The sequence below is a fragment of the Candidatus Methylomirabilota bacterium genome, assembly GCA_036002485.1.
GTDB lineage: Bacteria > Methylomirabilota > Methylomirabilia > Rokubacteriales > CSP1-6 > AR37.
On record DASYTI010000251.1, the window covers coordinates 14,670 to 38,985 of the forward strand.

Consider the following 24,316-nt stretch of genomic DNA (forward strand, 5'->3'; position numbering starts at 1 on the left):
CTCATGACCGCTCGCTCACCGTCGCTCTACCTCAGGCAAATGGAGCTCGGCCCCATGCAGAACTTCGTCTACCTGGTGGGGGACCCGGAGACGCGGGAGTGCGTGGCCGTGGATCCGGCGTGGGAGATCGACGCGATCGTGGACCAGATCGCCTCCGACGACATGCGGCTCAAGGGCGTTCTGGTCACCCACACGCATCAGGACCATGTGGGCGGCCATCTCTTCGGCCACGACATTCCGGGCATCGCGGATCTCCTGGGCAAGGCCGCCGCCAAGGTCTACGTCCATGCGGCGGAGCGGGAATTCCTCAAGGGATTCGGCTCGGATCTGGTCAAGGTCGAGGGGGGCGAGACGCTCGACGTGGGCCGCATGAAGATCACCTTCGTCCACACCCCGGGCCACACCCCGGGTTCGCAGTGCTTCCTCGTGGACGGGCGTCTGATCTCCGGCGACACCCTCTTCATCCGCTCGTGCGGCCGCACCGATCTGCCCGGCAGCGATCCCCAGGAGATGTACACCTCGCTGACCCGGCGGCTGGGCGCCCTTCCCGACGAGACGGTCGTCTTCCCCGGCCACAACTATGGCGGCACCGTCACCACCATCGGCGACGAGAAGCGCCACAATCCCATGATGCGCTTCTCCTCAATGACGGAATTCCTCCGGGTGATGGGGCGGTAGCCTGTAGTTCGGAGTGGGGCTCCGCCCCCTTCCGAAGCCTCCCCCCGACGCAGCAATCTGAGAACCGCGCCGGCGAAGTCGGCGCTCGAAATGGAACATTCCTGCTCGCGAGAGCATGGAGACTACCGAAACGGACTGCTAGACCGCGGTGGCGCCGCCGTCGACGTACAGGACTTGGCCGGTGATGTAGTCGGGGCAGGTGGCGAAAAAGCGGACGGCCGCCGCCACATCCGCGGGATCCCCGAACCGCCCCATGGGGATCTTGGCCCGGAGCCGCTCCTGGGTCTCTGAGGGGAGACCGTCCGGGAGGAGCACCGCGCCCGGGGCCACCGCATTGACTTGGATGCGCGGGGCCAGGGCCACGGCGAGGCCGCGGGTGAGCATGATCACGCCCGCCTTGGAGATGCCATAGGGGATATAGCCGGCCCAGGCCCGGCGCCCGCCCACGTCGGCCAGATTGATGATGCGGCCCCCGCGCCGGCCCATGGCGCGCGCCGCCGCCTGGGAACAGAAGAAGGCGCCCTTCACGTTGATCGCGATGAAGCGATCGAAATCGGCCGGGGTCACCGTATCCCACGGTGTCCGGCGGAATATGCCCGCATTGTTGACCAGGAGGTCGAGCCGGCCGAGCCGGCGCACCGTCTCGCCCACGAGGCGCCGCGCCTCCGTCGGCTTCGCCACGTCGGCCCGGATGCGCACGGCGCGCGCGCGTAGCTTCTCGAGGTCGGCGACGGTCTGACGGGCCGCGGCCGCCGAGCGATGGTAGTTGATGGCGACGTCGAAGCCTCCGCGCGCCAGCTCGAGCGCGATGGCGCGGCCGAGGCGGATGGCGCCGCCCGTGACCAGCGCGACTTTGCGGGCCGTTTTATTGACATGCCTTGACCCGTGTGGTGTCATGAATTGACCATGTCCGGTACGCTCCGCAACTGGATCAAGGTACGCTTCATCACTGGTTTCTTCGTCACCGTCCCCGCCGTGGCCACCGCCTGGCTTCTGTACGTGTTCTGGGACGCCATCGACAAGTTCTTCTCACCGGGCTACGAGCGCCTCTTCGGCCAGCGCGTCCCCGGCTTGGGCTTCCTGACCGCGGTGCTCCTCATCCTCTTCATGGGCACGGTGGCCACCAATGTCGTGGGCCGGCGCATTTTGGCCCGCATCGAGCTCCTCTTCATCCGAGTGCCCATCTTCCGCAATATCTATCCGTCCATCAAGCAGCTGCTCGAGGCCTTCTCGCCGGAGAAGCGTCAGGCCTTCAAGGCGGTCGTCCTCGCCGAGCATCCGCGCAAGGGCGAGTTCGTCTTCGGCTTCGTCACCTCTGAGCTTCTCGTGGAGACGCCGGACGGCAAGCGCGAGATGGCCACCGTCTTCGTGCCGACCAACAACCTCTACCTGGGCGATGTGATCGTGCTCCCGCGGGAGGAGATCATCACCACGGGGCTCACCGTCGAGGAGGGCATCCGCATCATCCTCTCCGCCGGCACGGCCACCCCGTCGCGACTGCCCCGCGACCGGATGTGATCAGGCCGTCCGGCCTGGCCCCCATTCGCGTAGCCAGCCCTCGATGGCCGTGCCCAGAGGGAAGAGCTTGCCGAAGAAGAAGTGCTCCGCGCCGTCGATGATCCGGGGCTCCGTGTCCAGGCGCTCGGCAAGCTTCACGAGGTCCTCGACGGGGCAGTAGGGATCACGGCTGCCCGCCACGAGCAGGAGGGGGCGACCCTGGGGCAGGCCGTCGAAGCTATACATGGCGAGGGGAGGGGCCACGAGCGCGAGCCCCGCCAGGTCGGTGCGGCCGCTCCCCACCTGCGCGGCTATCCAGGCACCAAAGGAATAGCCGAGGAGACCCACGGGGCCCCCTGGTGCGAGACGGCTGCGGAGCGAGGCGAGGGCGGCTCGGCAGTCCTCTTGCTCGCCTCTGCCCTCGTCGTGGGCGCCGCTCGAGCTACCCACCCCGCGGAAATTGAAGCGTAGGGTGCTCACTCCCAGGGCCAGGGCGACCTCGACCGCCCTGGTGATCACCGGATTGTCCATGTCGCCGCCGTAAAGCGGGTGTGGGTGGCAGAGGACGAGGCCGGCAGCTCCTGAATCAGGGAGGGCCAGCCGGCCCTCCAGCACGGGGCCGCCCGGAACCTCCACGACCACAGGGGTTTCCACGCCCCGACCTTATGGCTGGGCAGGGGAATATGCAAGGCTGGCTGCCGTCCAAACGGGAGAGGTATACTGCCGATCATGCGAAGTTTCTTGTGTCTGTGGGTCCGGCCTCGAGTCGAGCGTCGCGCTGACGGCGCCCTCGAGGGCCAGGCGGCCCGCATCGTGGCGGCTCATCTGGGACGCTGCGCCGAGTGCCGGGCTACCCTGGACAGGATGGTGAAGCTCAAGGCCATGGTCCGTCAGGCCGCCACGGCGCCGGCAGAGCCCGCGTGGGCGGACTTCTGGCCAGCCGTCCATGCTCGCATCCTGCGAGAAGAGCCCAAGCCCATCCACGAATCGTGGTGGCTGCCCTTCTGGAAGCCCGTCTGGGGCCATCCACGGCTTGCCTTTGGCAGCGCCCTCCTGGCCGTCCTGATCGTGGGCTTCTCCCTCTGGCCCGCCGACGATGCCGCCTTCGCCTCCTCGGTCACCGTGCAGGATGTGACCACCGAGGACGCGGATCGCAGCGTGATGGTCTACTCGAATCGGAAGGAAGGCGTCACGGTCATCTGGGTCTTCGGCTCCAGCCAGAGCTATGACCCCGAGGGTGATGCCCCGTGAGGCGGCTATGCTCGGAGGGGGGCTCCGCCCCCCTTCCGAAGCCTCCCTCCGACGTCGTGCGAGTCGCAGGACGTCGGGGGGCTGGGGCCCCACCGTCCGAGGCGAGCGATCTGAGAAGTGCGCCGGCGAAGCTGGCGCTCGAAGCGGAACACTCTTGCTCGCGAGGACACGGGAACTACTTGGACAGATTCCTACTCGGCTAGGCTCTTCAGGCGCTCGCGGGCCAGGGGCGCCTCCTGCGACTGCGGGAAGTTGTCCACCAGGTACTGCAACCGGGCCTGGGCCAGCTTCACCTGCTTGAGCTCCTCGAGGGCCAGCGCCTCTTTGTAGAGCGCCGTCGGCACCTGCGTGCCCCGCGGATAGTTCACGAAGACCCTTCGATACTCCTGAACCGCCTGCTGCAGGGCCTCCCTCGCCTTGTCGGCCTGCCCCTGGGTGGCCGCGGCATGCGCCGAGGCGACATAGGACTCGCCGATCCAGTACTGGGCGCTGTCGGCCTGCGGGGCATCGGGGAATCGCCGGACAAACTCACGGAAGCTCGCGATGGCCAGCGAGTAGTTGCCCTTGGAGAAATCGAGATAGGCCGCCTTGTAGCTTTCCTCCGAGCTCGGTCCGCCGCTCGATCGCCCGCCCCCGGACGGGGATGGCACGGGCGGCGGGCCCGGGCGGGGCGGGGATCCGCCGCCCCCCGGCCGGGAAGGATTGTCCAGTCGCTGAGCGAGCTCATCGAGGCGCGCGGAAAGGCTGTTGAGCTCGGCCGTGAGGCTGTCGAGCCTCGCCGAGAGCGTCTGCAGCTGCTTGGTGTTCTCGGCGGCCTGCTCGCGGGTGCGCCGATCGAGCTGGCCCACCGCCGTCTCCGTCTCGCCTTTGCTTCGGTGCACGGCCAGGTTGACGGCACTGAGATCCTGGCGCAGCTGCGCCAGATCGTGCTGCACGGACTCGTCGCCCGTGGCGCAGCCCGAGAGCAGAAGCGCCCAGAAAACAACAGCGGGGAGCCCGAGGCTCCCCGCTGGCCTGATGCGTCGATACACGCGTTGCCCGTCCGGGTTTACTTGCCCTTCGTCAGGAACATGTCGCGCCGGTTCTTGGCCCAGCAATCCTCGGTCTTCTCCGTGCAAGTCGGGCGCTCCTTGCCGTAGGAGATGATGGTCATCCGGCTCGCCTGGATACCCTGCGCCACGAGGTAGTTCATGGCCGCCTTGGCGCGCTTCTCACCGAGGGCCAGGTTGTACTCATTGGTGCCCCGCTCGTCGCAGTGCCCCTCGATCAAGAGCAGGTTGTCGCCATTGGACTTGAGCCACGCCGCATTGCCGTCGAGCACCTTGGCGTCATTGGATCGGATATCGTACTTGTCGAAGTCGAAGTAGATGGTCTTGAGATTGGGGTTCAGCGCGAACTCGGATGGCCTCGGCGCTGGGGCCGCCGGAGCCGGGGCGGGCGGAGTCGCCGTGAGTGGGGCCGGGGTCGGCGCCGGCGCGGCCGGAGCGGCCGCCGGTGCGGTGGGAGCCGGGGCTACTGCGCTGGTCTGGGCGGGCCGCTTCGGACATCCCGCCAGAAAGAGAGTGAGAAGGAGCAGTGGCACCACCAAGAACGCGGGACCGCGTCGTTGCACCATAGCGTCACTTCCTCCTTGGCAAGCTTTTGGTGAACTCTCTTTTGAAAAACGGTTCAATCCTATCACGGATCACGGAAGACTCATCGATCACGGGAGACGCGGCGACCACGCCGGACTCGATGACTGTCCCGGTCCCCCCGTGACGACTTGCTGCTCCGACCCGTCGGCCAGCATGGTGAAGACCTGGGCCCCCCCGAGACGGTTCGAATGGAATGCCAGGTGCCGGCCATTGGGGGCCCACGCGGCGCTCTCATTGTCTCCGGGCCCGGCCGTCAGGCGGCGGAGATTCGAGCCGTCCGGGCTCACGGCCCAGATGTCGTGATTGCCCTGGCGCGAGGTGAACACGATGGTGTCGCCCTTGGGAGACCAGCGCGGCTGGGTATTGAAGCCGCTCGAGGTGATGCGCCGGATATTGGTGCCCTGATCGTCCATCACGTAGAGCTGGGCCGCCCCCGACCGATCGGACACGAAGGCGAGCTCGCGCCCCGTGGGCGACCACGTGGGCTCGGTGTCGATCGCCGTATGGGTGGTCAGCCGGCGGAAGGCGCCCGTCTGGACATTGAGCAGGTAGATTTCCGGGTTGCCGTCCTTCGAGAGGGTCATGGCCACCAGCCGGCCGTCCGGGCTCCACGAGGGCGACGTGTTCAGACCCATGTGACCCGAGAGGAGCTGCACGGGACGCCGCTCGAAGGGGAAGAGACGATAGAGGAACGGGTAGCCGTTCATGTACGACGTGAAGGCGAGCGAGCGCGCGTCCGGATTCCAGTTCGGCGACATGTTGATGGACCGATTGGCGGTGACGGCGGTGGCGCCCTGGCCGTCGTAGTCCATGACCCAGAGCTCCTTGACGCCCGAGCGCGTGCTCGTATACGCGATCTTGGTGTCGGCGGCCCCGGCCTCGCCGGTGACGAGGAGCACGACCTCGTCGGCGATCTTGTGGGCGAGCCGGCGGGGCTCGGTCGGGTGGACCTGGATCTTCTTGGTGCCGATGAGGCGGAACTCGGGCGAGGTCAGATCGTAGAGCCGCATCTCGCCTTCGAGCCGGTCGCTCCGCACGCTCAAGCTGCCCTGGAGGGCCGCGTGCGCTCCCGCCGCCGCAAACTCCTGAAGCCTGGGCCTGAGGCTCTCCGCCACCGTCGGCAAGGGCGGCTGCCCCGAGGCGACGCTGAACAGCGCCGAGAAGGTGAGATCGCCCCCGGTGATCTCGGCGAGACGCCTGGCCCAGCTCTGCGGATCGGCGCCGCCCACCAGGGCGAAGTCAGGGATGGCGATATTGAGCTTCTTGGCGGTTCCGCTGGCGATGACGTTGAGCAGCACGTCCGCGCTCTGCGAGCGGGCGGACGGCGGGGCCACCAAGGCCACGGCCAGGGTCAGGGTCACCACGAAGCATGCCAGCGCGGACAGCGCATGCGCGGGCGGTCGCCGCATCAGCCGCGCCTCAGCTCGAAGTTGAAGAGGATGCGGAGCGACGGCTTGGTCCAGTCCGCCGGCAGCTGCGGGAAGGGACTCGCCTCGACGATGGCGCGCAGAGCGGCCTGATCGTAGAAGGCATTGCCGGAGCTTCGCTCGATCCTGGGTGCGGCAATGCTGCCGTCCCGATTGATCTCGACCCAGACGAGCGGCTTCTGATCGGGCTCGCTCGTGCGCTTCTGGTCCTGCCAGCGCGCCTGCACCTTGGCCAGGACCTGCCGCAGGTACCAGGCGTGCGGGAAGTCGGTGACGTCGATGGTGAGCGAGCCGACCCCGGCTGTCGATCCGGTCGCCTGGCCGAGGGCGGTGGCCGGCTGAGGCCGTGATGCCGAGTCACCCACGACCCGCGGCCGACGGTCCGTGGTCATCGTCGGCAGCTCTCGGTCGCCCACCCGGGGGTTCACCGCCCGCGCGGGAAGCGCGGGCTCGGCGGCCTTGGGCGCCTCACGCGCCCGCGGCTCCGGCTCGGGCTCCACGGAGCGCGCGGCGGGCTTGGGAAGCGCGCGGGTGGGCAGCTGAGCGGCGGCGCTGCCCGCCGGATTGCCGACGGCGGCGATGGCGGGGACGAGATTGACCACCTGCACTCGTGTGGTCTGCCAGGAAGGACCCCAGAACGAGAGCGCCACGAGGAGCCCGACGAGGGCGGCATGGGCGATGACCGAGACCAGGAGGGCAGAGGCGGGCAGCCGCGGCCTTTCCCGCATTGGCGTCACTCGCCAGCGTGCGGATCCGAAGGGAGAGCCCATCGGCAAGCCCTGGGCCACGCTCACCGCGCTCACGACCTCGGCGCGGGCTCGGTGACCATGCCGAGCTTCTCGATGCCGGAGCGGCGGACCTTGTCCATGGTCTCGATCACGAAGCCATACTGCAGCGCCTGGTCGGCCTTGAGGTAGAGCGTCTTGTCCGTGCGGGTCCTGAAGACGTCGCGCAGCGCCTGCTCGAGGGAGCCCATGGGCAGGGGCTTGCCGTTCAGGTAGACCTGCTGCTCCCTGGTCAGGGTCAGCTCCATCCGTTCCTCGGTCACCGTCGGCTTGCCCGCGGTCTTGGGCAGGTTGACGTCGATGCCCCGATACATGAGGGGCGCCGTGAGCATGAAGATCAGCAGGAGGACGAGGACCACGTCCACGAGCGGGATGATGTTGATCTCGCCGAGGCTCCGGCCGACCCGCCGCCGTCCGCCCTCGCTCTCGCCGTTGTCGAGGTTGAAAGCCATCGCTAGCGCGTGACGGCCTTCTGCGGCGTGGGCCTGGCCAGGACGTTCAGGAGCTCGAGCATGAAGCCGTCCATCTCCGTGGCCCAGCGCTTGCTCCGATTGACGAAGAAGTTATACGCCATGACGGCCGGGATGGCCGCGCCGAGGCCCGCCGCCGTCGCGATCAACGCCTCGGAAATGCCCGGGGCGACCACGGCGAGGTTGGCGGAGCCCTGCTGGCCGATGTTGTGGAAGGAGTTCATGATGCCCACGACGGTGCCGAAGAGACCGATGAAGGGCGCCGCGCTCGCCGTGGTGGCGAGAAAGGGCAGATAGCGCTCCATGCGTCCCACTTCCGCGTCGCTCACCCGTCGCATCGCCCGATGGACGGCCTCCAGCGTCTCGCGTGGCAACCCCTCGCCCTCTTCGAGGGCCGCATCCACCGCCTCCACCCCGCCGTACACGCTGGCCAGCTCATGGCCGGCCGCCGTGTAGAGCGCGGCCAGGGGGCTCCACCGGAAGCGCTTCGCGGCCGTGTAGAGCAGCGAGAAGCGGCGGCTCTCGCGAAAGGCCTTCGTGAAGGCCCGCGACTCGCGCTTGATCGCGCGGAACTCCCAGAACTTCTCGACGATGAGCGCCCAGCAGATGACCGAGAAGAAGAGCAGGACGCCGAGGACGAAGCGCGCGAGAGGACCGGACGAGAGGATCGGGTCGAGGACGCTGGTGGACAGGCCCGCGGTACCTGGCAATCGGGGCTCCTTTGTGGACGGTGAGTGAGGCGTCGACGCACCCTCGATGATACCGGACGCCTTCCGAGGGTGTCAACGATTTTGCCGACAAAGCCGCGATTTATTTGACAGCATCGGCCCCCGGCCGTATAACCAGGGCCGTATGTTCCACTCTCCCGGGGCCATCGCCTTCCAGCTCGGCCCCCTGACCTTCCGCTGGTACGGCATCCTCATGGCGGGCGCGATGGCGCTGGGCCTCTGGCTCGCCCACCACGAGGCCCAGCGCCGTGGCCTTGACCCCGACAACCTGCTCAAGGCCTCGGAGCTGGCCCTCATCGGCGGCCTCATCGGCGCGCGCCTCTACTACGTCGCCTTCAACCTCGACTACTACAGCCGCTTTCCCTCCAAGATCATCGCCGTCTGGGAAGGCGGACTCGCCATACACGGCGGTGTCCTTGGTGGGCTGCTCGTGGGAGGCAGCTATGCCCTCTGGAAAGGGCTGCCCGCCATCACGTACATGGACATCGCCGCGCCGAGCTTGGCCCTGGGGCAGGCCGTCGGCCGCTGGGGCAATTTCTTCAACGAGGAGGCGTTCGGCACGCCGACGGATCTGCCATGGAAGCTCTACATCTCCCCGCCCCACCGCCCGCTCCCGTTCGCGCAGGAGGAGTTCTTTCATCCGACGTTTCTCTACGAGTCCGTCTGGGACTTCCTCGTCTTCATCCTGCTCGTCGGCCTGTTCCGGAAGCGGTTGGAGCGGGCCCCCGGCGCGCTCTTCCTGACCTATCTCGGCCTGTATTCCCTTGGCCGTTTCATGACCGAGGCATTGCGCACCGACGCCCTCATGCTCGGGCCGCTCCGGGTGGCCCAGCTGGCGAGTCTCGTGGGGATCGGGCTGGCCGTGATCGGCGTCCCCCTCCTGCTTCGCCGCGCCCACGCCTCGGCCTGATCCCCGTGCGCTTCGTCTTCCTGGGCACGTCGGGCGCCGTGCCGGGGCGTGACCGCGACACCACGTCCATCGTGTTCGAGGAGCCCGGTCGGCCCCCGGTGCTCGTGGACTGCGGGGGCAGCCCCGCCCAGAAGCTCATGCGGGCCGGCGTGGATCCCCTCGCCCTCGGACGGGTCGTCGTGACGCATATCCATCCCGACCATGCCTACGGGCTGCCCTCGCTCGTCCAGACCCTCTTTCTCACGGGCCGCACGGCGCCGCTTCGGATCGCGTGCCGCGAGGAGCACGAGACGGCGCTCCGCTCGCTGCTTGGAGTCTTCGGGCTGCTGGAGCGGCCCGGTCTCTTCCCCATCGTCTGGGAGCCGGTGCCGCCGCGGGAGGGCTTTGTCCTCGAGGGGGCGGGCGGCCTCACCATCACGGCCTCGCCCAATGCCCATGGGAGCATGCCGAATATCGCCGTCCGCTTCCCGCCGTCGGCCTCCGGCGCGGCCGTGGTCTACTCCTCCGACACCGAGCCATGCGCCGCCGTCGAGACGCTCGCGCGTCACGCCCACACCCTCATCCACGAGGCCACATTCTCCGAGCGGCGATCTCGGCGCTTCGGCGCCCACTCCACCGCTGCCGAAGCGGGAGGAGTCGCCGCGCGCGCGGGGGTGCGCCGCCTCATCCTGGCCCATATCGATGCGGGGCACCACCATGAGCTCGAGGCGCTGGTCGAGGAAGCGCGGAAGCATTTCTCCGGCGAGGTCGAGGTCGCGCGTGAGCTCGAGCCCTATACGCTGTGAAGGGCGCGACGGCGAGAGCCTGGGCCCGTCCTGACGGGCGGGCGCGCCTGTACCAGGCGGACAGCCGGCGCCTCGGCCAGATCGCGGCCGCGAGCATCGGCGTCATCCTGACCTCTCCGCCCTACTGGGTCAGCAATGGCGGCCGCCCGACGGCCGACCGCTACGCGCGCCGCCTTGCCGTGGGGTTCGGCCGCGAGTGGCTCCGCGTGCTCGCCCCCGATGGAGATCTCTGGCTGGTCCTGGGCGATCGCCACAACGGCCGCGAATGGGTAGGCTTCGACGCGCTCATCACGGCCTGGCTCAGGCGCACGGGCTGGAGGCTCCAGTCCAAGGGCATCTGGGCGGAGACGCGCTCGCGCGAGCGATGGGACAACCGGATCAACTACCTGCTGCGCTTCCGCAAGGCGGGGCGGCGCGTGCGTCCCACCGCAGCCACCCTGTGCTGGATGCTGCCGCTGCCCCGGACGCATCCGGCCAGCATCTGGGATGCCACGCCCGCGCCGGTGCTGCGGGCGCTCATTCTCCAGAGTCGCCGCCGCGGCCCCATCCTCGATCCCTTCTGCGGGGCGGGGACGGTCGGCCACGTGGCGCTCGGCCTGGGCCGTGACTGGATCGGCGTCGAGCGCGATCCCCGCATGGCCGAGCTCGCCGCGCGCCGTCTGAAGATGGCGCGCGTGCGGGGCTAGCTCCGCTTCAGCTTGTCCAGCACGAGTCTCCGCAGCGAAGCCTCGTCGAAGGCGATGGCCGGGCGGCTCGGCGGCGCCGCTTCGGTCTTGAGCCCGGTCTCGCTCAGGATGACGCAAATCGTGGAGGCGGGATCGACCTGCTTCTCGCGGAGGAGATTGCCGAGCACGGCGAGCGCGGCCACGCCGGTCGGCCCTGCCCATATCCCCTCGGTGCGCGCGAGCATGGCCTGGGCGGCCAGAATCTCCTCGTCTTCCGCCTGGCCCGCCACGCCGCCCGTCTCGCGCAGAATGCGCAGGACCCAGCTGCCCTTGCGCCCGGGATCGCCCGCGGCCAGTCCCTCGGCTACCGTGTAGCCGATCTTGAGCGGGGTGATGGCCGTCTTGTCCCGCCAGGCCCGTACCACGGCATTGGCCCGCGCCGCCTGAGCGGCGGCCATGAGGGGCCGCTTGGCGATGAGGCCCAGGCGCTCCATCTCGGCAAAGCCTCGGGAGGCGGCGATGAAGGTCTCACCCACGGCGACGGGGGCCACCACGAGGTCGGGGGCGTGCCAGCCCAGCCCTTCCGCGATCTCGTAGGCGATGGTCTTCTTGCCCTCGTGCTTGTACGGATTGCGCGAGGCGCCGCCGTCGAAGAAGAGCCGCTCCTCCGCGAGCCGATCCCAGAGCGTGATGAGGTCGTCGTAGACGCCCTTGTAGATGACGAGGTCCGAGGCCGTGGCGGCCATGTGAAGCATCTTGGGCGCCGAGGCGCGCTCGTAGCAGAAGATCAGCGAGGGCAGCCCCGCGCGGGCCGAGTAGGCGGCGATGGAGGAGCCCGCATTGCCGGAGCTGACCACCGAGGTGACGCCGAAGCCGAACTGGAGCGCGGCGCTCACCGCCGTGGCCGAGCTGCGGTCCTTGACCGTGCCCGTCGGGTTGGCGCCCTCGAACTTGACGAGGAGGCGCCGGACGCCGAGCTGTCGGGCCAGGCGCGGGCACTCGAGGAGCGGAGTCTGCCCCTCGCCGAGGGAGACCCGGTGGGCCGGATCCATGATGGGCAGCACGGGCGCGTAGCGCCAGAGCCCGGAGCCGGCAAAGGCTCGGGCTCCCATCGTCCGGAGCGACCCCTCATCGTAGATGAGCTCGAGCAGGCCCCCGCAGGTCGGGCACTGGAGCGTATAGCCGAGCGGGTGGGCGCCTCCGCACTCGATACAGCGCAGACCGGTGGCCAGCGAATCAGTCATGATTCAGCATCAGCGCTTCCCGAAGCGGTGCTCGACCACCGTGAGGATCTCCTCGATGCGATGGCGGAGCGTGTGGTCCTTGAGCGCGCGCTTCATGGCGTTGTCGCCGATGCCGCGCGCCTCGTCGGGGTGGGCGAGGTAGTAGCCGATCTGGTCCTTGAGGTCGTCGAGATCCCGATAGGCCACCACCTCTTCCCCAGGGGTGAAGAGTCCGGGGAGCTCGCCCTTGAGATCCACGAGCTGGCAGGCGCCGCTGGCCGCCAGCTCGAAGGCGCGATTGTTGACGCCCACGATGTCGTTCATGGGGTGATGCTGATTCAGCGAGAGCGTCGAGCCCGAGTAGATCGCGAGCTTGGCCCGCCCCCAGACCGGACCGCCCGCCACCACGGCGCGGATGTCGGGCGACTCCGACCGCTGCCAACCGGGGCCCCAGAGCTTGATGGGGAAGGTCAGGAGCTCCTTGATGAGGCGCTCACGATACGGATAGCGGCTTCCCACGAAGCTGACCGGCCTCGCGTAGAGGAGCCGCTCCTCCGCGGTGAGCGTCACGGGATGGTGCAGGGCGGGCACGCAGTAGAGGGGCAGGTAGTGCAGATTGCGCAGGCCCACGTGCTCGAGCGAGGTGAGGGCGTAGCGCTCTTTCGTGAAGAAGACGTCATAGGCCTCGATGGCGTCGAAGGGGATCATCCAGAGCGGATTGTCGGGGAAGACGTTGAGGAAGAGCACGTCCCGACTCCGCTTGACCCGGCGGATCAGCCCGGGGGTGATGGGCCCGCCCTTGAGGACGAGGACCAGCGAGGGCTCCCACTCGAGGCAGATCCCCTCGAGCCGCCTCAGGATCCAGAGCTGATAGGCCGCTTTGGTGCCGCGGTTCTTGTAGAGCGGATTGTCGCGCCGGTAGGCGAAGGTGCGCACCTCATGGCCCATGGCCGCGAGCTCGTCCCGGAAATCCACCCCAAAGTGCCCCGGTCGCTCGAAGGGCAGCACGATGAGCCAGCGCATGCGGCGAGCCTAGCACAGCCTCGCAGTTCGAGCCGAAACGCTACCGGCTGTTCGAGCTGAATGCTGGCCGGGGCCGAAGGCCCAGGGCAGCATGAGGCGAGGGCTGAGTGGAGCCGAGCTGAATGCTGGCCGGGGCCGAAGGCCCAGGGCAGCATGAGGCGAGGGCTGAGTGGATCCCGCCGGAGCTCGTGAGCCGCGAAATCTTGACACGGTCATGCCGTGCCCTTACCGTACAAGAGAACGGCAAGACCACCGTGTGATGGGCGCCATGCACCGCCGTCACACGAGAAAGGCGCTTCGTGATCCGTGTCCGTGCCCTCCAAAGATTTTCGATGGCCCTGGCCGCCACTCTGGTCCTTCTCGCGTCTGGTTCTGCCATCGTGTGGCCCATGGCCAAGGCGGTCGCCCGAGACGATCCATGGCAATGGCCGGCCGACGAGAAGGTGGAAAAGGCCACCGAGCGACTCAAGGAGCTCAAGGACACGGCGGAGAAATTCTCCCGGCGCGACTGCCCGACGGCCAGGACGGATTTCCGCGCATGGCTCGACGAGGCGCTCGACCTCGCGGGCAGCTTGATCGGCCTTCAGGACTCGACGAGACAGATCCGCAAGACGGGGGCGGGGGCCGACAAGCTCAGGGCCTGGGATGCCGTCAGGGCGAGCAATGGCCCCGGCGGCATTGCTGAGCTGACGGAACTTCTCGACCGATGCGGGCGCCGGGTCAAGGAGGGCGACGCGGCCTTCAGGCCGCCGAGCCAGGAGGAGCTTCTCCGGCGCGCCTCCCAGCGTATCGCCGAGAAGAAGAAGAGCGAGCTTGCCTCCTTCGGGATCCCGCTCGAAGAGAAGGACGAGTTCAAGCTGGAGGGCTCGGCTCCGCGGAGCATCCGCTAGCGGCCTATCCAAAGGAATCCTATGCCCTCGCGAGGAAGAATGTTCCGCTTCGAGCGCCGGCTTCGCCGGCGCCCTTCTCAGATTGCTCGCCTCGGACGGCAGGGCCCCAGCCCCGCGACGTCCTGCGGCTCGCACTGCGTCGGGGGGAGGCTTCGGAAGGGGGGCGGAGCCCCCCTCCGAGCTAGCTAGCGACGCGGCCGGCGCGCAACCTCGGCCGCGCCGCGGGCCCCTCGAAAGCGCGCGGCGAGCAGTGGATCCACCAGCGCCGCCGTCGCCAGGAGGGCGGCGCTCGCCCCGGACTCCAGGCTCGCGCGCGCGCGCTCGACGGTGGTGATGCCGCCTACGGCCAGGACCACCCGATCCCAGGCGCCCGCTTTCCGCCAGGCGCAGAGCTCGGCGACCTGCACGCGACAGTGCTCCCACAGCGCGGCGCCGGACACCCCCGCCAGCTCGCGCCCCTCGCCCGGCAGGGCGGGCGTCCCGTCTGGCTTGACGACGCGTCGCTGAAGACCGTTGACGAGGGTGAAGCCGTCGAGCCAGCGGGCGGTCGCCGTGGCCACGTCGTGCAATGCGCGTGGACTCCTGGCCGCCCCGAGCTTGGCCACCACCGGCTTGAGACCGACGGCGCGCCGTACTCGCTGGACGATGTGCGCCGACAGCGCCGCGTCCTCGTAGACCATCTGCGCGCGCTCGGCCGTCGTATCGGGAGCGGAGAGGTGCAGCTCGACCACGTCGGCGCCGGCTTCGGCCGCCCACCGCGCGCACGTGGCATAGTCGGCGGCCAGCTGCTCGCCGTCGCCGTCGGGCGCGGGAGTGCCCACCACGCTGACGATGAGCAGTTGCTTCGGACCGAGGGCGGCGCGCGCGCGCTTGACGTCCGCTCGCCACACGTCGGGCTTGGCGGAGGGCAGGCCGAAGGAGACGACCCAGGTCACCGCGGCGGGATCGAGGTGCCGAGGCGCGGGCTCGAGCGTGGTGGGATCGCCCAGACGACAGAAGACGAGATTGGGCGCCCGGTACGCCGGGTGCTCCCGGGTCCGCACCGTGTTGTAGGTCAGGAGTCCGTAGCCGAGGCGGGCATAGGCGGCCATCCACTTCGCATTCGGCAGGGGGCCGGCGGCGATCCCCACCGGACATTCGAGAGTCTTGTCGAAGAGGTGGACGGGGGCGGGGCGCAGGGTGCGCGGTTTCGGGGGCAGCCGGGGAGGATGGGCGACATTCCAGGCGAAGGAGCGATTGAGTCGGTAGGCGATCAGGACTCTGCCTCCAGGGAGTCGAAGCTCCATCGCTCGAGAGACACCATGGACGGGAGATCGGGCTCGAAGGCTCCGCCATAGCCCGGCGTCCCCAGCGAGCCCACGTTCAGGGCACCCCCCTCGACTCGGAGACGCGCCTGGGCCTCACCGCCGAGATACAGGTCGCGGTGCAGACGGGTGGCCTGATACCGCTCGCGCCGGGAGCAGTGGGCGAGTCCCTTGACGTAGTGATGGCCGTTGCGCTCGACGTGGGTGATGCCGAGGGCGCGCACGGTGGCCAGGTCCTGCTGGAGCGCCACCATGGGCAGGTTCGTGAGGTCCTCCGCGCTCATGAAGAGGGCCGCCTCGGGCTTGCGTCGCCGATTCCACCGCTCGATCAGCGTGCGGTTCAGGAACGACTTGAAGATGCCCTTGCAGTTCTTGGCGCTGACGCCCCGGTACCCGAGCGAGACGGCGATCTTGAACGACTCGACCTCGGCGTCGCTCTCGTCGATGACGAGGGGCACGCCGAGCTTGGGCAGGCCGTCGAGGGCGGCGGGGTCGAGGGCGAAGGACCGCTCGAGCGGCTGCTCCACGAAGGCGATGGCCTTGCGGAAGCGTGAGAGCCCGGACGTCTTGCTCAGGGTCTCGAGGAGTCGCCGGAGGTCGGCGAGCGTCTTGTACTGCTCGTTGCCGTCCAGGGTGACCACGTACGGATCGGCGATCAGGCGGTCGAGGGTGGAGGCGACCGAGCTCAGGCGGACCACGTCCTCGTCGAGGCGACCGCCCACCTTGATCTTGAAGTACCGGAGCCCGTAGGTGGTGACGCATTCCTCGAGAGTCTGGGGCAGCCCGTCGCCGATCCAGCCGTCGGCGGGCACGTCGGCCGCCGAGATGGGATCGAGCAGGCCCACGGTGTGGCGCACGGCCAGGGAGGCGGGGGCGGTCTCGCGAGTCCAGCGCACGAGGTCTTCCTGCTCGAGCTCGCGATGGATGGCCCCGGGCCGTATCTCCAGGAGATCGTGGCGGAGCAGGGCGACCGCGTCGGCGCCCGCGAGCCGCGCCGCGGCATCGGCGAGGGCGCGCTCGAAGAAGGACGAGCCGAAGGCGATGGTGAGCGCGTTCAGATTCCGTCCGGGACCCTTCCGCCGGCATTCCGCAAAGGCGTCCAGCCAGATCTGAAAGATGGACCGGGGCACCTTGGCCGCCTCCACGTACGCCTGATGGGCGATGCGGATGGCCACGAGCTGGTCCCGGACATTCTCCCGGAAGCTCCGGGCCGGATCCTTGTCGAACCACTTGGGCAGGAGATTGTCGGCGGCATAGCCGCGCGCGCGCCGGCCGTCGGCGGCCTCCACCTCGACGCCCACGTGGAGGAGGGGAAAGCGCGTGAGCGTGACGATGCCGTACCGGAAGGGCAGCCTCGTGTCGAGGTTCCGGATGTGGAAGGAGGCGGACTTGAGCGAGAGCCTTACAGGAATGCTGGCATGACCTCTTTGGTGATGAGCTCGAGCTCGCGCATGATGTGGCGGTGCGGCATGCCGGGGAAGAAGAGGCGGCAGATGAGGTGCGTCAGGCCGTACTCGGTGACGAACGGCTCGAGCGCCTTGCGCACCTGATCCGGGCCGCCGATCAGGAAGCGGTGCTTCATGAGGCCCTCGAGATCGGTGGCGATCGACGCGTCGATGAAGGGGTGCTTCCACCCGCCCGCGTACTCCTTCCGGTACGAGACCATGATGTGCCGCTCCGCGAGCTCCCGGGCTTCCCTGTCGGTGTCCGCGATGATGAGGTCCCGTGTGAGCGGCCACTCGGCGAGGGGGGCCGTTCGCCCGGCGGCGGCGCGCTCGGCCAGGAACTGCTTCTTGCCCTTGAGGAGGCGCGGGAGGTCGGCCGTCGGTCCCGGGATCCAGTTGTCGGCGAGGGTGGCCGCGCGCTTGAGGGTGAGATCGCCCCAGCCGCCTATCCAGATGGGCGGGTGAGGCTTGGCCACGGGCTTCGGCTCGAGCGTCCCCTCCACCTGGTAGTGCCGGCCCTTGAAGGCGATGGACTCCTGGGTCCACAGACCCTTGATAATGGCCAGCTGCTCCTCGAAGCGGGCCCCGCGCTTCTCGAGCTCGGCGCCATAGAGGGCGAACTCATCGGGCTTGTAGCCGATGGCCGCGCCCAGCACGAAGCGGCCGGCGGACATGACGTCGATCAGGGCCGCGTCCTCGGCCAGCCGGACGGGGTGGTAGAACGGAGCCACGAGGATATCGGTGCCCAGGAGCACGCGAGAGGTCCGCGTGGCGAAGCCGGCCAGCACGGTCAGGGGCGAGGGCCAGTAGTGGTCGACGACGGAATGGTGCTCCTCCATCCACACCGAGTCGAAGCCGAGGTCCTCGGCGCGCACGACCTCCTCGAGGGCGTCCTTGTAGTAGTGGCCCCCCTCGATGGGGATGAACCCGACCTTCAGCTTGGCCATCGACGGGTGGCTACTTGTCGCTCGCGAGCTTCCCGTTCACCCCCCAGTTCGACTTCTCGATGTCCTGGAAGACGACGTGCACCTGATCGGCGGTGGTCTTGCCGATCTTGACCATGGCCTCGGTGATGGCGGCGGTGATCTCGCGCTTCTGCTCGTCGGTGCGGCCGGCGTACCACTGCACGGTGATATTGGGCATGGGGGCTCCTGTCTACCTGAGGCGCTTCATGTCCTCGGGAAAGTTCGAGGTGAACGAGTAGGACTTGACGGTGCCGTCGGCCCCGAAGCGCACGGAGAGGTCCTTGGTCACCTCCGAGCCCGAATCGCGGCGACCGAAGAACCAGCGCCACGTGGGATCTCCGCTGTCGATCCCCACCTGATAGGGGTCGCCGAACACGCGCTGGAGGGTTACCTTGTCGGTGCGCCCGACGGTGATCGTGCGGGTCTCGGGAGAAGGGAACTCGCGGCCGAACGACACCGCGAAGCACCCGACCGCCAGCGGGACGACGGCAAGGAGCACCACGGCGCGTGGCGGACGCATGCGTGGATTATCACACGCGTCCTTTGAGCCGGTCAACGCAGGCTGCTGAAAAGCTCGCGACAGCGGGTACATGCTAGGATGGCAGCGTGGAGACGTTCACCCCCGCGGAGCGGGCGGTTCTCGAGCCTTACTTCACCAATCTGGACGGGCCCGTCTTCGCCCTCGTGAACCTGCCCGAAGTGGTCAAAGGCGCCCTCTTCGCCCGCTACTCGCGCTCGGCCAAGTCTCTCCGCCGTCTTTTTCTCGACGAGTTCGTGGGGGAGGGTCTGGAGGGCGGTAGCGGCGCGCGGCCTATCGGGACCAAGCGCGCGGAAGAGCTCTACGAGCGCATGCTCTCCGAGTACGGCGACGACTCGGTGGCGCAGCTCGGCGGCGTGCACATCGCCTGCGAGGGCGCGTCAAATATCCTGACCAAGGTGCTCGAGTGGGGGCGGCTCATGGCCTATCTCGAGCAGTCCACGCGCTATGTCCCCTACACGGACCGTCCGGGCGGCCACTGGAAGTACCATGTCCCCGCCGAGCTCGACGGACATCCGCTCCGCGCGCGCTACGTCGAGACCCTCGACCAGGCCTTCGAGACCTACGCCCGCTGGATAGACCCCATGCGCGAATTCTGGGCGGCCCGCCTGTCCGGGCCCGCGGGCGACAGCGACGTCGCCGGGCGCTCGACCATACGCGCCAAGGCGCTCGACAGCCTGCGCGGGCTCCTGCCCGCCGCCACGCGGTCCAACGTCGGCATCTTCGGCACGGGCCAGGGATACGAGGCGCTGCTCCTGAGGATGCGCGCGCACCCGCTCCAGGAGGTTCGTGACCACGCCGCCCTCATGCTCGTCGAGCTGCGCAAGGTCATTCCCGCTTTCCTCACCCGCGTGGACCGGCCCGATCGCGGCGCCCTCTGGAGCCGCTATCTGGCCGAGACGCGCGCGGAGACCGCCGCCGTGGCCGCCCGCCTCCTGGCCGGCGCGGAGATCGAGCCGCGCGGCGAGGTGACCCTGACCGATTTCGACCCGGACGGAGAGGTCAAGGTCGTGGCGGCCGCCCTGTACGCCGCCTCGCCGCTGCCCGACGACCAGCTCTTGCTCCTCGCGCGCAAGCTCGGCCCCGAGGAGCGGCGGCGAGTCCTCGACGCCTATGTCGGCGCGCGCGAGAATCGCCGTCACAAGCCGGGCCGCGCTTTCGAGCGGACGGCGTATCGCTTCGACGTGCTCGGCGACTATGGCGCCTTCCGGGATCTGCAGCGCCACCGGCTCTTGACGCTGGAGTGGCAGCCGCTCTCCGTGCGCCACGGCTGGGTGGTGGGACCGGAGATCGAGGAGGCCGGCGCGCTGGGCGACTGGACCCGTGTCATGGATGCCTCGGCCAAGCTCTGCGAGGCCCTGGAGGGAGTGGGCCAGGCCGCGGTGGCGCCCTACGCCGTGGCCATGGCTTATCGCGTGCGCTTCTACATGGAGCTCAATGCCCGCGAGGCCATGCACATGATCGAGCTCAGGACGGCACCGCAGGGCCATCCCGCCTATCGCCGCATCTGCCAGGCCATGTACCGCCTGATCGACGAGCAGGCCGGCCACCGGGCCATCGCCGCGGCCATGCGCTTCGCCGATCTCTCCGACGCCGAGCACGGGCGTCTCGACGCCGAACGCGCGTCTGAGCGGCGTCGGAATCCGCCATGACGCTTCGCCCCGAGCAGGTCAAGGCCAAGGAGTATCTGGAGCAGCAGGGCGGCCGGCGGAGCGCTGTCCAGATCCAGGAGCGGGTGGCCGCCGCCTTCACGGCCATCGAGGAATTCCTCGACGGGGTGAGCGAGAAGGAAGCGAGGTCAGGGGCCATCCCCGAGGAGTGGACCATCCAGGAGGTGGCGGATCATCTCGTCGAGACACATCGGCCCAGCATCACCGAGCTGCGCGAGCTCCTGGCCGGGCATCGCCCATCGCACGGTCCCATTCCGGCCGCGCTTCAGTCGTCTGATCCCATGAGCCGGCCCTGGCCCGATCTGCTCAATGAGCTCAAGCGCGTTCAGGCGGAGGCGGTCGAGGTGCTCGCGACGGCTCCTGATCGACCCACCGAGGCCAGGGCGCCCGTGGTCATGGTCATCAATGTCAAGGAAGCCGACGGACGCGAGCAGCCGCTGCACTGGATCGAGGAGCTGGACTGGAAGGCCTATGCCATCATCTTCCGGCTCCACGTCCTCGATCACCTGAATCAGGCCAAGAAAGTTCTCAAGGCCCTCCGCGGTACCTGACTCGTCGCCTGGTCAGCCCTTGGCCTGCGCGAACTCTTCCTTTGCCCGCTTGAGCTCGTCGGGCTTCGCGAGCAGATCCAGGGCCGTCAGCGCGAGGGCCTTGGCGCCGGCGAGCATGCCCGTGCGGGCCAGCGGTGACTTGGCCCACTCGGCGAACTCCCGTGAGTGCCCCGGGATGCCGTCTGGCGAGATGCGGATATACGGGTGAATGGTGGGGAGGGCCTGGCTGACATTGCCGCAGTCGGTCGAGCCATAGCCCGCCTCGCCGTCGTCGGGATCGACGGGGAAGTCGATACGCTCGAGGTTCTGGCCGAAGAGCGTGGCCATGGCGAAGTTCGGCTTGAGCGGGTCGTGGATGATGGGGTCCGCCGTCACCTTGACCGTGCAGCCGGTGGCCGTGGCCGCCCCCTGCGCGCAGCCTTCGAACCGCCGCAGGAGCTCCTTGCAGTAGTCTTTGGCGGGCGCCCGCAGGTAGAACTCGGAGGCCGTGTGCTCCGGGATGATGTTGGCCTGGTCCCCGCCCTTGGTGATGACCCCGTGCACGCGCGCGTCGGGCTTGAGCTGCTGGCGCATCTGATCGAGAGAGACGAAGAGCTGGATCATGGCGTTGAGGGCATTCACCCCGCGCCACGGCCAGGACGAGGCGTGCGAGGCCTTGCCGAAGAACTCGCACTTGACCTTGATGATGCCGAGGCTCGGCCGCCACACCTGGGTCCCGCAGCGGCCGTGGATCATCATGGCAGCGTCGACGTCCTTGAAGACGCCCGCTTCCATGAGCTTGACCTTGCCCGCGCCGCCTTCCTCGGCAGGCGTGCCGATCACCTGCACGCGACCCGCGAAGGGGAGCTTGCCCAGGGCCGCCGCGATGGCCGCGCCCGCGCCCGTGCCGGCGGTGGCGATGACGTTGTGTCCGCAGGCGTGCCCGATATTCGGCAGGGCATCGTACTCGGCCATGATAGCCACCGTTGGCCCGGGACCCGTGCCCTCGATGGTCGCCCGGAAAGCCGTGGGCAGACCGCCCACGCCGCGCTCCATCCGGGCGCCCTGCTTCTCGAGGAAGGCCGTGAGCCACGCCGAGGCCTTCTCTTCCTTGAAGCACAGCTCGGGATGGGCGTGGATCTGGTGCGAGAGCTTCTCGAGCTCGTCGGCCAGGCGATCGACGGCTTCGGCGACCTTGGTCTTGACCTGGTCGAGCGGATCAGCGGCCATGCGCGAACTCCTCCCTGGCCGCCTTCACGCGTCCGGGGTCGGCCAGCAAATCGTAGGTCGTCATGGCCATGGTCTTGGCGGCCGCCACCATGCCTTGACGCGCCAGCGGCTTGACGGCGGCCTCGGCAAACTCGCGGGTGTGGATGGCCATGCCCTCGGGAGCGATCCCGATCATGGGCTGGATGGTCGGCACGACCTGACTGACATTGCCCACATCCGAGGAGCCCTTACGGTCGGGGATGGCGGCGCCTTCCGTGAGACCGACGGACGTCATGTTGGCCGCGAAGAGGTCGAGGAGGACGCGGCTTGACTTCATCGGCTCGTAAACGCTGTCGTGCTGGGTGACTGCGAGCTGGCAGCCGGCGGCTTTGGCCGCGCCTTCCGCGCAGGCGACCACGCGCCGATAGAGCGCCCACATGGTGTCGATGCGGGGGGCCCGGACATAGAAGATCGCCGAAGCGGATTCGGGGATGATATTGGCCGCCATGCCGCCGCTCGTGATGATGCCGTGAATGCGGCAGTCGGGGCGTATCTGCTGGCGCAGCATGGCCACGGAATTGTAGGTCTGGACGCAGGCGTCCAGGGCGTTGATGCCCTCCCACGGATCGGCCGAGGCGTGCGAGGCCTTGCCGCTGAACTCGAACGTCGCGCGTGCGATGCCGAGGAGGTCCTGGTGCAGGAGCGTCCGATCGAAGCCGTGGATCATCATGGCCGCGTCCACGTCCTTGAAGAGCCCCGCCTTGATGAGCCTGATCTTGCCGCCGCCCCCCTCCTCGGCCGGGGTGCCGATCACGTGGATGCGCCCCTTGGGGAGCTGGCTCTTGACGGCGGCCAGGGCCGCGCCCGCGCCGGCCCCGGAGGTGGCGATGACATTGTGGCCGCAGGCGTGGCCGATGCCGGGCAGCGCGTCGTACTCGCACATGATGGCCACCGTCGGGCCGTCGCCCGTCTCGATGGTGGCGCGGAAGGCGGTCTCGACCCCGCCCACGCCCTGCTCGACCTTGAAGCCCTGCTGGCCCAGAAACTCCGAGAGCCAGCCGCAGGCCTTGACCTCCTTGTAGCCCAGCTCGGGATTGGCGTGGATCTGCTTCGAGAGCGCTTCCAGCTGGTCGGCGAGGCGGTCCACCGCCTGGGAAATCGCGTCTTTCACAGAACTCATCGGGGCCTCCGGGGGGTGTGAGAGTTCAGATCAGGGGCACAGACTACTCTCCCAGATACGGCCTTGTCGAGAGGGCGGGGTGAGGGCGACGGGGAGACTACTGATGCGTGCGCGAATCGATGGCTTCGCGGGCTGGCTCGGGCTCGCCGACGGGCAGGTCGATGGTGAACATCGCCCCGCCCTCCGGCAGATTCTCCGCCCAGAGGCGCCCCCCGTGCTCTCCCACAATGCTGTGGGACACGGACAGACCCAGGCCGCGCCCGTCACCGGGCTGCTTGGTGGTGAAGAAGGGATTGAAGATGCGCGGCAGGTGCTCGGGGGGGATCCCCGGTCCGTCGTCGGCGACGGTGATGCGGACGCCGGCGACCGTGGGCCGCACGCGGATCGTCAGCACGCCTCGGCCATGGGCGGCCTTCATGGCATGCTGGGCGTTCTGCACCACGTGGAGCAGAACTTCCTGTACGTGATTGGCGTCCGCCCAGATTTCCGATGCTTGCTCGATGTCGGTGCGCACCCGGATGCCGTCGGCCTCGAGCCGCGACTGCTCGAAGGCGAGCACCTGCTTGACCTGCTCGGCGATCTGGCAGCGCTGGCGCCGGGGCGGGCGATGCTCGGCGAAGAGGATGAGGTCACGGACGATGGAGGCGGCCCGCTTGGCCGCCGTGTCGATGACCCCCAGGGCCTCCTCGACCTCGAGGCCGATGGGCGACTGGGCGAGCAGATGCAGCTGCGCCATGATGATGGTCAGCGGATTGTTGATCTCGTGGGCCACTCCGGCGGCCAGCCCATTGACGGCGGAGAGGCGCTCGGCCTTGACCACTTCGTTCTGGGCCCGGCGGAGATCGTCGAGCTGGCGATGGATCTCCCCGTAGAGGCGGGCATTGTCGAGGGCCAGTCCGATCTGGTCGGCCACGCACTCCAGCAAGGCCATTTCCTCGTCCGTGAACCTGTCCTCGGTCTGGCGGCCGAGGGACAGCGTGCCCAGGATGCGGTGGCGGGCCCGGATGGGCACGCAGACGAAGCCGCGGATGCCGTCCGTGCTCACGGCCGCCCGCGCCGCGGGCAGAAGATCGGTCTCGCGGCCCGCGTCGTCCACCCGGCGCCCGCGCCCGGACAGCGCGACGCGGCCGATCAGGCCGTCGCCCATGGGCAGCTCGAGGTTGACCCGACGCAGCTCGTCGGAGAGACCGCGGTCGCCGCGCAGGAGAAGACTCTGGCCGTCTGGAGAGATCAGGTGCAGGCTCGCGATCTCATGACCGGTGACATGGGTGAGGGCGGCCAGCGATTTCTGAAGCACCTCGTGGAGATCGAGGGATCGACTCACGGCCTCCGTCACGGCTCGGAGGACCTGGAGGTGCCTGACCATTCCCGAGGGCTGATCGACGCGCATGGCTACAAGAATGGTAGCAAGTCCAGTGCCACGAAGATAGTGGTGGACCGTGACGATGGCGTGATGATTTGAAGGACCCTCTCTGTGCGGCGTTCGCATGCCAACAGAATATGTCGGAC

Annotated in this window: 27 protein-coding genes; 9 read left to right on the top strand and 18 right to left on the bottom strand. The window is 68.6% G+C overall.

What is annotated here, in order from left to right; translation table 11 throughout:
• Window positions 1-3 precede the first annotated feature (3 nt).
• Complete coding sequence (locus VGT00_21565) at window positions 4-678, top strand: MBL fold metallo-hydrolase (protein HEV8534019.1); 675 nt, start codon at window positions 4-6, stop codon at window positions 676-678.
• Between the two features lie 138 nt (window positions 679-816).
• Here VGT00_21565 and VGT00_21570 read toward each other — a convergent pair whose 3' ends face one another.
• Window positions 817-1,575, bottom strand: a complete 759-nt coding sequence (locus VGT00_21570; GenBank protein HEV8534020.1) for an SDR family oxidoreductase — start codon at window positions 1,573-1,575, stop codon at window positions 817-819.
• 9 nt (window positions 1,576-1,584) lie between these two features.
• Between VGT00_21570 and VGT00_21575 the strand changes: the two genes are divergently transcribed.
• Window positions 1,585-2,196 carry a DUF502 domain-containing protein gene (locus VGT00_21575; GenBank protein HEV8534021.1) on the top strand — a complete coding sequence of 204 codons (612 nt, stop codon included), beginning with the start codon at window positions 1,585-1,587 and terminating at the stop codon, window positions 2,194-2,196.
• Here the strand turns inward: VGT00_21575 and VGT00_21580 are convergent, their stop codons facing one another.
• A complete protein-coding gene (locus VGT00_21580; GenBank protein ID HEV8534022.1) occupies window positions 2,197-2,829 on the bottom strand; it encodes an alpha/beta fold hydrolase in 633 nt (210 codons plus the stop codon).
• A 75-nt stretch (window positions 2,830-2,904) separates the two neighbouring features.
• Between VGT00_21580 and VGT00_21585 the strand changes: the two genes are divergently transcribed.
• Window positions 2,905-3,426: a zf-HC2 domain-containing protein gene (locus tag VGT00_21585; GenBank protein ID HEV8534023.1), complete on the top strand. Its 522-nt coding sequence runs from the start codon at window positions 2,905-2,907 to the stop codon at window positions 3,424-3,426.
• Window positions 3,427-3,617: 191 nt separating this feature from the next.
• On the opposite strand, the gene VGT00_21590 is transcribed toward VGT00_21585, so the two are convergent.
• The 6 genes from VGT00_21590 to VGT00_21615 all read right to left on the bottom strand — a co-directional run bounded on the left by VGT00_21590 (window position 3,618) and on the right by VGT00_21615 (window position 8,452).
• The gene (locus VGT00_21590; protein HEV8534024.1) at window positions 3,618-4,457 is read right to left on the bottom strand and encodes a tetratricopeptide repeat protein; all 840 of its coding nucleotides are present in this window, start codon (window positions 4,455-4,457) and stop codon (window positions 3,618-3,620) included.
• 17 nt (window positions 4,458-4,474) lie between these two features.
• Entirely contained in the window at window positions 4,475-5,041 is a 567-nt protein-coding gene (gene pal / locus VGT00_21595) for a peptidoglycan-associated lipoprotein Pal (protein ID HEV8534025.1), read from the bottom strand.
• An 87-nt stretch (window positions 5,042-5,128) separates the two neighbouring features.
• Window positions 5,129-6,469, bottom strand: a complete 1,341-nt coding sequence (gene tolB, locus VGT00_21600; GenBank protein ID HEV8534026.1) for a Tol-Pal system beta propeller repeat protein TolB — start codon at window positions 6,467-6,469, stop codon at window positions 5,129-5,131.
• Window positions 6,469-7,215, bottom strand: a complete 747-nt coding sequence (locus VGT00_21605; protein ID HEV8534027.1) for a TonB family protein — start codon at window positions 7,213-7,215, stop codon at window positions 6,469-6,471. Before VGT00_21605 ends, tolB begins: the two co-directional genes overlap by 1 nt.
• Before the next feature lie 71 nt (window positions 7,216-7,286).
• Window positions 7,287-7,724: a biopolymer transporter ExbD gene (locus tag VGT00_21610; protein ID HEV8534028.1), complete on the bottom strand. Its 438-nt coding sequence runs from the start codon at window positions 7,722-7,724 to the stop codon at window positions 7,287-7,289.
• Window positions 7,725-7,726: 2 nt separating this feature from the next.
• The gene (locus VGT00_21615; protein HEV8534029.1) at window positions 7,727-8,452 is read right to left on the bottom strand and encodes a MotA/TolQ/ExbB proton channel family protein; all 726 of its coding nucleotides are present in this window, start codon (window positions 8,450-8,452) and stop codon (window positions 7,727-7,729) included.
• A 142-nt stretch (window positions 8,453-8,594) separates the two neighbouring features.
• On the opposite strand from VGT00_21615, the gene lgt reads away from it, so the two are divergent.
• From lgt to VGT00_21630, 3 genes are read left to right on the top strand one after another with little or no spacing between them, the layout of a single operon-like run.
• The gene (lgt, locus tag VGT00_21620; protein ID HEV8534030.1) at window positions 8,595-9,380 is read left to right on the top strand and encodes a prolipoprotein diacylglyceryl transferase; all 786 of its coding nucleotides are present in this window, start codon (window positions 8,595-8,597) and stop codon (window positions 9,378-9,380) included.
• Between the two features lie 5 nt (window positions 9,381-9,385).
• Window positions 9,386-10,165 carry an MBL fold metallo-hydrolase gene (locus VGT00_21625; protein ID HEV8534031.1) on the top strand — a complete coding sequence of 260 codons (780 nt, stop codon included), beginning with the start codon at window positions 9,386-9,388 and terminating at the stop codon, window positions 10,163-10,165.
• On the top strand, window positions 10,162-10,851 hold the full coding sequence (locus VGT00_21630) for a site-specific DNA-methyltransferase (GenBank protein HEV8534032.1): 690 nt from the start codon (window positions 10,162-10,164) through the stop codon (window positions 10,849-10,851). The genes VGT00_21625 and VGT00_21630 overlap by 4 nt, the downstream gene beginning before the upstream one ends.
• Here VGT00_21630 and VGT00_21635 read toward each other — a convergent pair.
• Together VGT00_21635 and VGT00_21640 are read right to left on the bottom strand one after the other, a co-directional pair.
• A complete protein-coding gene (locus VGT00_21635; GenBank protein ID HEV8534033.1) occupies window positions 10,848-12,074 on the bottom strand; it encodes a pyridoxal-phosphate dependent enzyme in 1,227 nt (408 codons plus the stop codon). The genes VGT00_21630 and VGT00_21635 overlap by 4 nt on opposite strands.
• A 9-nt stretch (window positions 12,075-12,083) precedes the next feature.
• The gene (locus tag VGT00_21640; protein HEV8534034.1) at window positions 12,084-13,076 is read right to left on the bottom strand and encodes a glycosyltransferase; all 993 of its coding nucleotides are present in this window, start codon (window positions 13,074-13,076) and stop codon (window positions 12,084-12,086) included.
• A gap of 332 nt (window positions 13,077-13,408) precedes the next feature.
• Between VGT00_21640 and VGT00_21645 the strand changes: the two genes are divergently transcribed.
• Window positions 13,409-13,966 carry a hypothetical protein gene (locus VGT00_21645; GenBank protein ID HEV8534035.1) on the top strand — a complete coding sequence of 186 codons (558 nt, stop codon included), beginning with the start codon at window positions 13,409-13,411 and terminating at the stop codon, window positions 13,964-13,966.
• 185 nt (window positions 13,967-14,151) lie between these two features.
• On the opposite strand, the gene VGT00_21650 is transcribed toward VGT00_21645, so the two are convergent.
• The 5 genes from VGT00_21650 to VGT00_21670 form a co-directional block, all read right to left on the bottom strand.
• Window positions 14,152-15,252 carry a hypothetical protein gene (locus VGT00_21650; protein HEV8534036.1) on the bottom strand — a complete coding sequence of 367 codons (1,101 nt, stop codon included), beginning with the start codon at window positions 15,250-15,252 and terminating at the stop codon, window positions 14,152-14,154.
• The gene (locus VGT00_21655; GenBank protein HEV8534037.1) at window positions 15,219-16,571 is read right to left on the bottom strand and encodes a mandelate racemase; all 1,353 of its coding nucleotides are present in this window, start codon (window positions 16,569-16,571) and stop codon (window positions 15,219-15,221) included. Before VGT00_21655 ends, VGT00_21650 begins: the two co-directional genes overlap by 34 nt.
• A 101-nt stretch (window positions 16,572-16,672) precedes the next feature.
• The gene (locus tag VGT00_21660; GenBank protein HEV8534038.1) at window positions 16,673-17,662 is read right to left on the bottom strand and encodes an LLM class flavin-dependent oxidoreductase; all 990 of its coding nucleotides are present in this window, start codon (window positions 17,660-17,662) and stop codon (window positions 16,673-16,675) included.
• Window positions 17,663-17,672: 10 nt separating this feature from the next.
• Window positions 17,673-17,858 (bottom strand): tautomerase family protein, encoded by a 186-nt coding sequence (locus VGT00_21665; GenBank protein HEV8534039.1) that lies wholly within the window; start codon window positions 17,856-17,858, stop codon window positions 17,673-17,675.
• Window positions 17,859-17,870: 12 nt separating this feature from the next.
• On the bottom strand, window positions 17,871-18,200 hold the full coding sequence (locus tag VGT00_21670; protein ID HEV8534040.1) for a hypothetical protein: 330 nt from the start codon (window positions 18,198-18,200) through the stop codon (window positions 17,871-17,873).
• Between the two features lie 86 nt (window positions 18,201-18,286).
• Here VGT00_21670 and VGT00_21675 point away from each other — a divergent pair, with 86 nt between their 5' ends.
• Together VGT00_21675 and VGT00_21680 are read left to right on the top strand one after the other, a co-directional pair.
• Entirely contained in the window at window positions 18,287-19,870 is a 1,584-nt protein-coding gene (locus tag VGT00_21675) for an FAD-dependent thymidylate synthase (protein ID HEV8534041.1), read from the top strand.
• On the top strand, window positions 19,867-20,439 hold the full coding sequence (locus VGT00_21680) for a DinB family protein (protein ID HEV8534042.1): 573 nt from the start codon (window positions 19,867-19,869) through the stop codon (window positions 20,437-20,439). Before VGT00_21675 ends, VGT00_21680 begins: the two co-directional genes overlap by 4 nt.
• A gap of 12 nt (window positions 20,440-20,451) precedes the next feature.
• On the opposite strand, the gene VGT00_21685 is transcribed toward VGT00_21680, so the two are convergent.
• The 3 genes from VGT00_21685 to VGT00_21695 form a co-directional block, all read right to left on the bottom strand.
• The gene (locus VGT00_21685; protein ID HEV8534043.1) at window positions 20,452-21,648 is read right to left on the bottom strand and encodes a M20 family metallopeptidase; all 1,197 of its coding nucleotides are present in this window, start codon (window positions 21,646-21,648) and stop codon (window positions 20,452-20,454) included.
• The gene (locus VGT00_21690) at window positions 21,638-22,807 is read right to left on the bottom strand and encodes a M20 family metallopeptidase (GenBank protein HEV8534044.1); all 1,170 of its coding nucleotides are present in this window, start codon (window positions 22,805-22,807) and stop codon (window positions 21,638-21,640) included. Before VGT00_21690 ends, VGT00_21685 begins: the two co-directional genes overlap by 11 nt.
• A gap of 97 nt (window positions 22,808-22,904) precedes the next feature.
• Window positions 22,905-24,131 (bottom strand): ATP-binding protein, encoded by a 1,227-nt coding sequence (locus tag VGT00_21695; protein ID HEV8534045.1) that lies wholly within the window; start codon window positions 24,129-24,131, stop codon window positions 22,905-22,907.
• Window positions 24,132-24,316: the final 185 nt, after the last annotated feature.

Bases quoted from the DNA above. Each gene is read 5' to 3' on its own strand.
- VGT00_21565 (HEV8534019.1), top strand. From the start codon at position 4: ATGACCGCTCGCTCACCGTCGCTCTACCTCAGGCAAATGGAGCTCGGC.
- VGT00_21570 (HEV8534020.1), bottom strand. From the start codon at position 1,575: ATGACACCACACGGGTCAAGGCATGTCAATAAAACGGCCCGCAAAGTC.
- VGT00_21575 (HEV8534021.1), top strand. From the start codon at position 1,585: ATGTCCGGTACGCTCCGCAACTGGATCAAGGTACGCTTCATCACTGGT.
- VGT00_21585 (HEV8534023.1), top strand. From the start codon at position 2,905: ATGCGAAGTTTCTTGTGTCTGTGGGTCCGGCCTCGAGTCGAGCGTCGC.
- pal (HEV8534025.1), bottom strand. From the start codon at position 5,041: ATGGTGCAACGACGCGGTCCCGCGTTCTTGGTGGTGCCACTGCTCCTT.
- tolB (HEV8534026.1), bottom strand. From the start codon at position 6,469: ATGCGGCGACCGCCCGCGCATGCGCTGTCCGCGCTGGCATGCTTCGTG.
- VGT00_21605 (HEV8534027.1), bottom strand. From the start codon at position 7,215: ATGCGGGAAAGGCCGCGGCTGCCCGCCTCTGCCCTCCTGGTCTCGGTC.
- VGT00_21610 (HEV8534028.1), bottom strand. From the start codon at position 7,724: ATGGCTTTCAACCTCGACAACGGCGAGAGCGAGGGCGGACGGCGGCGG.
- lgt (HEV8534030.1), top strand. From the start codon at position 8,595: ATGTTCCACTCTCCCGGGGCCATCGCCTTCCAGCTCGGCCCCCTGACC.
- VGT00_21635 (HEV8534033.1), bottom strand. From the start codon at position 12,074: ATGACTGATTCGCTGGCCACCGGTCTGCGCTGTATCGAGTGCGGAGGC.
- VGT00_21640 (HEV8534034.1), bottom strand. From the start codon at position 13,076: ATGCGCTGGCTCATCGTGCTGCCCTTCGAGCGACCGGGGCACTTTGGG.
- VGT00_21645 (HEV8534035.1), top strand. From the start codon at position 13,409: ATGGCCCTGGCCGCCACTCTGGTCCTTCTCGCGTCTGGTTCTGCCATC.
- VGT00_21650 (HEV8534036.1), bottom strand. From the start codon at position 15,252: ATGGAGCTTCGACTCCCTGGAGGCAGAGTCCTGATCGCCTACCGACTC.
- VGT00_21660 (HEV8534038.1), bottom strand. From the start codon at position 17,662: ATGGCCAAGCTGAAGGTCGGGTTCATCCCCATCGAGGGGGGCCACTAC.
- VGT00_21665 (HEV8534039.1), bottom strand. From the start codon at position 17,858: ATGCCCAATATCACCGTGCAGTGGTACGCCGGCCGCACCGACGAGCAG.
- VGT00_21670 (HEV8534040.1), bottom strand. From the start codon at position 18,200: ATGCGTCCGCCACGCGCCGTGGTGCTCCTTGCCGTCGTCCCGCTGGCG.
- VGT00_21680 (HEV8534042.1), top strand. From the start codon at position 19,867: ATGACGCTTCGCCCCGAGCAGGTCAAGGCCAAGGAGTATCTGGAGCAG.
- VGT00_21685 (HEV8534043.1), bottom strand. From the start codon at position 21,648: ATGGCCGCTGATCCGCTCGACCAGGTCAAGACCAAGGTCGCCGAAGCC.
- VGT00_21690 (HEV8534044.1), bottom strand. From the start codon at position 22,807: ATGAGTTCTGTGAAAGACGCGATTTCCCAGGCGGTGGACCGCCTCGCC.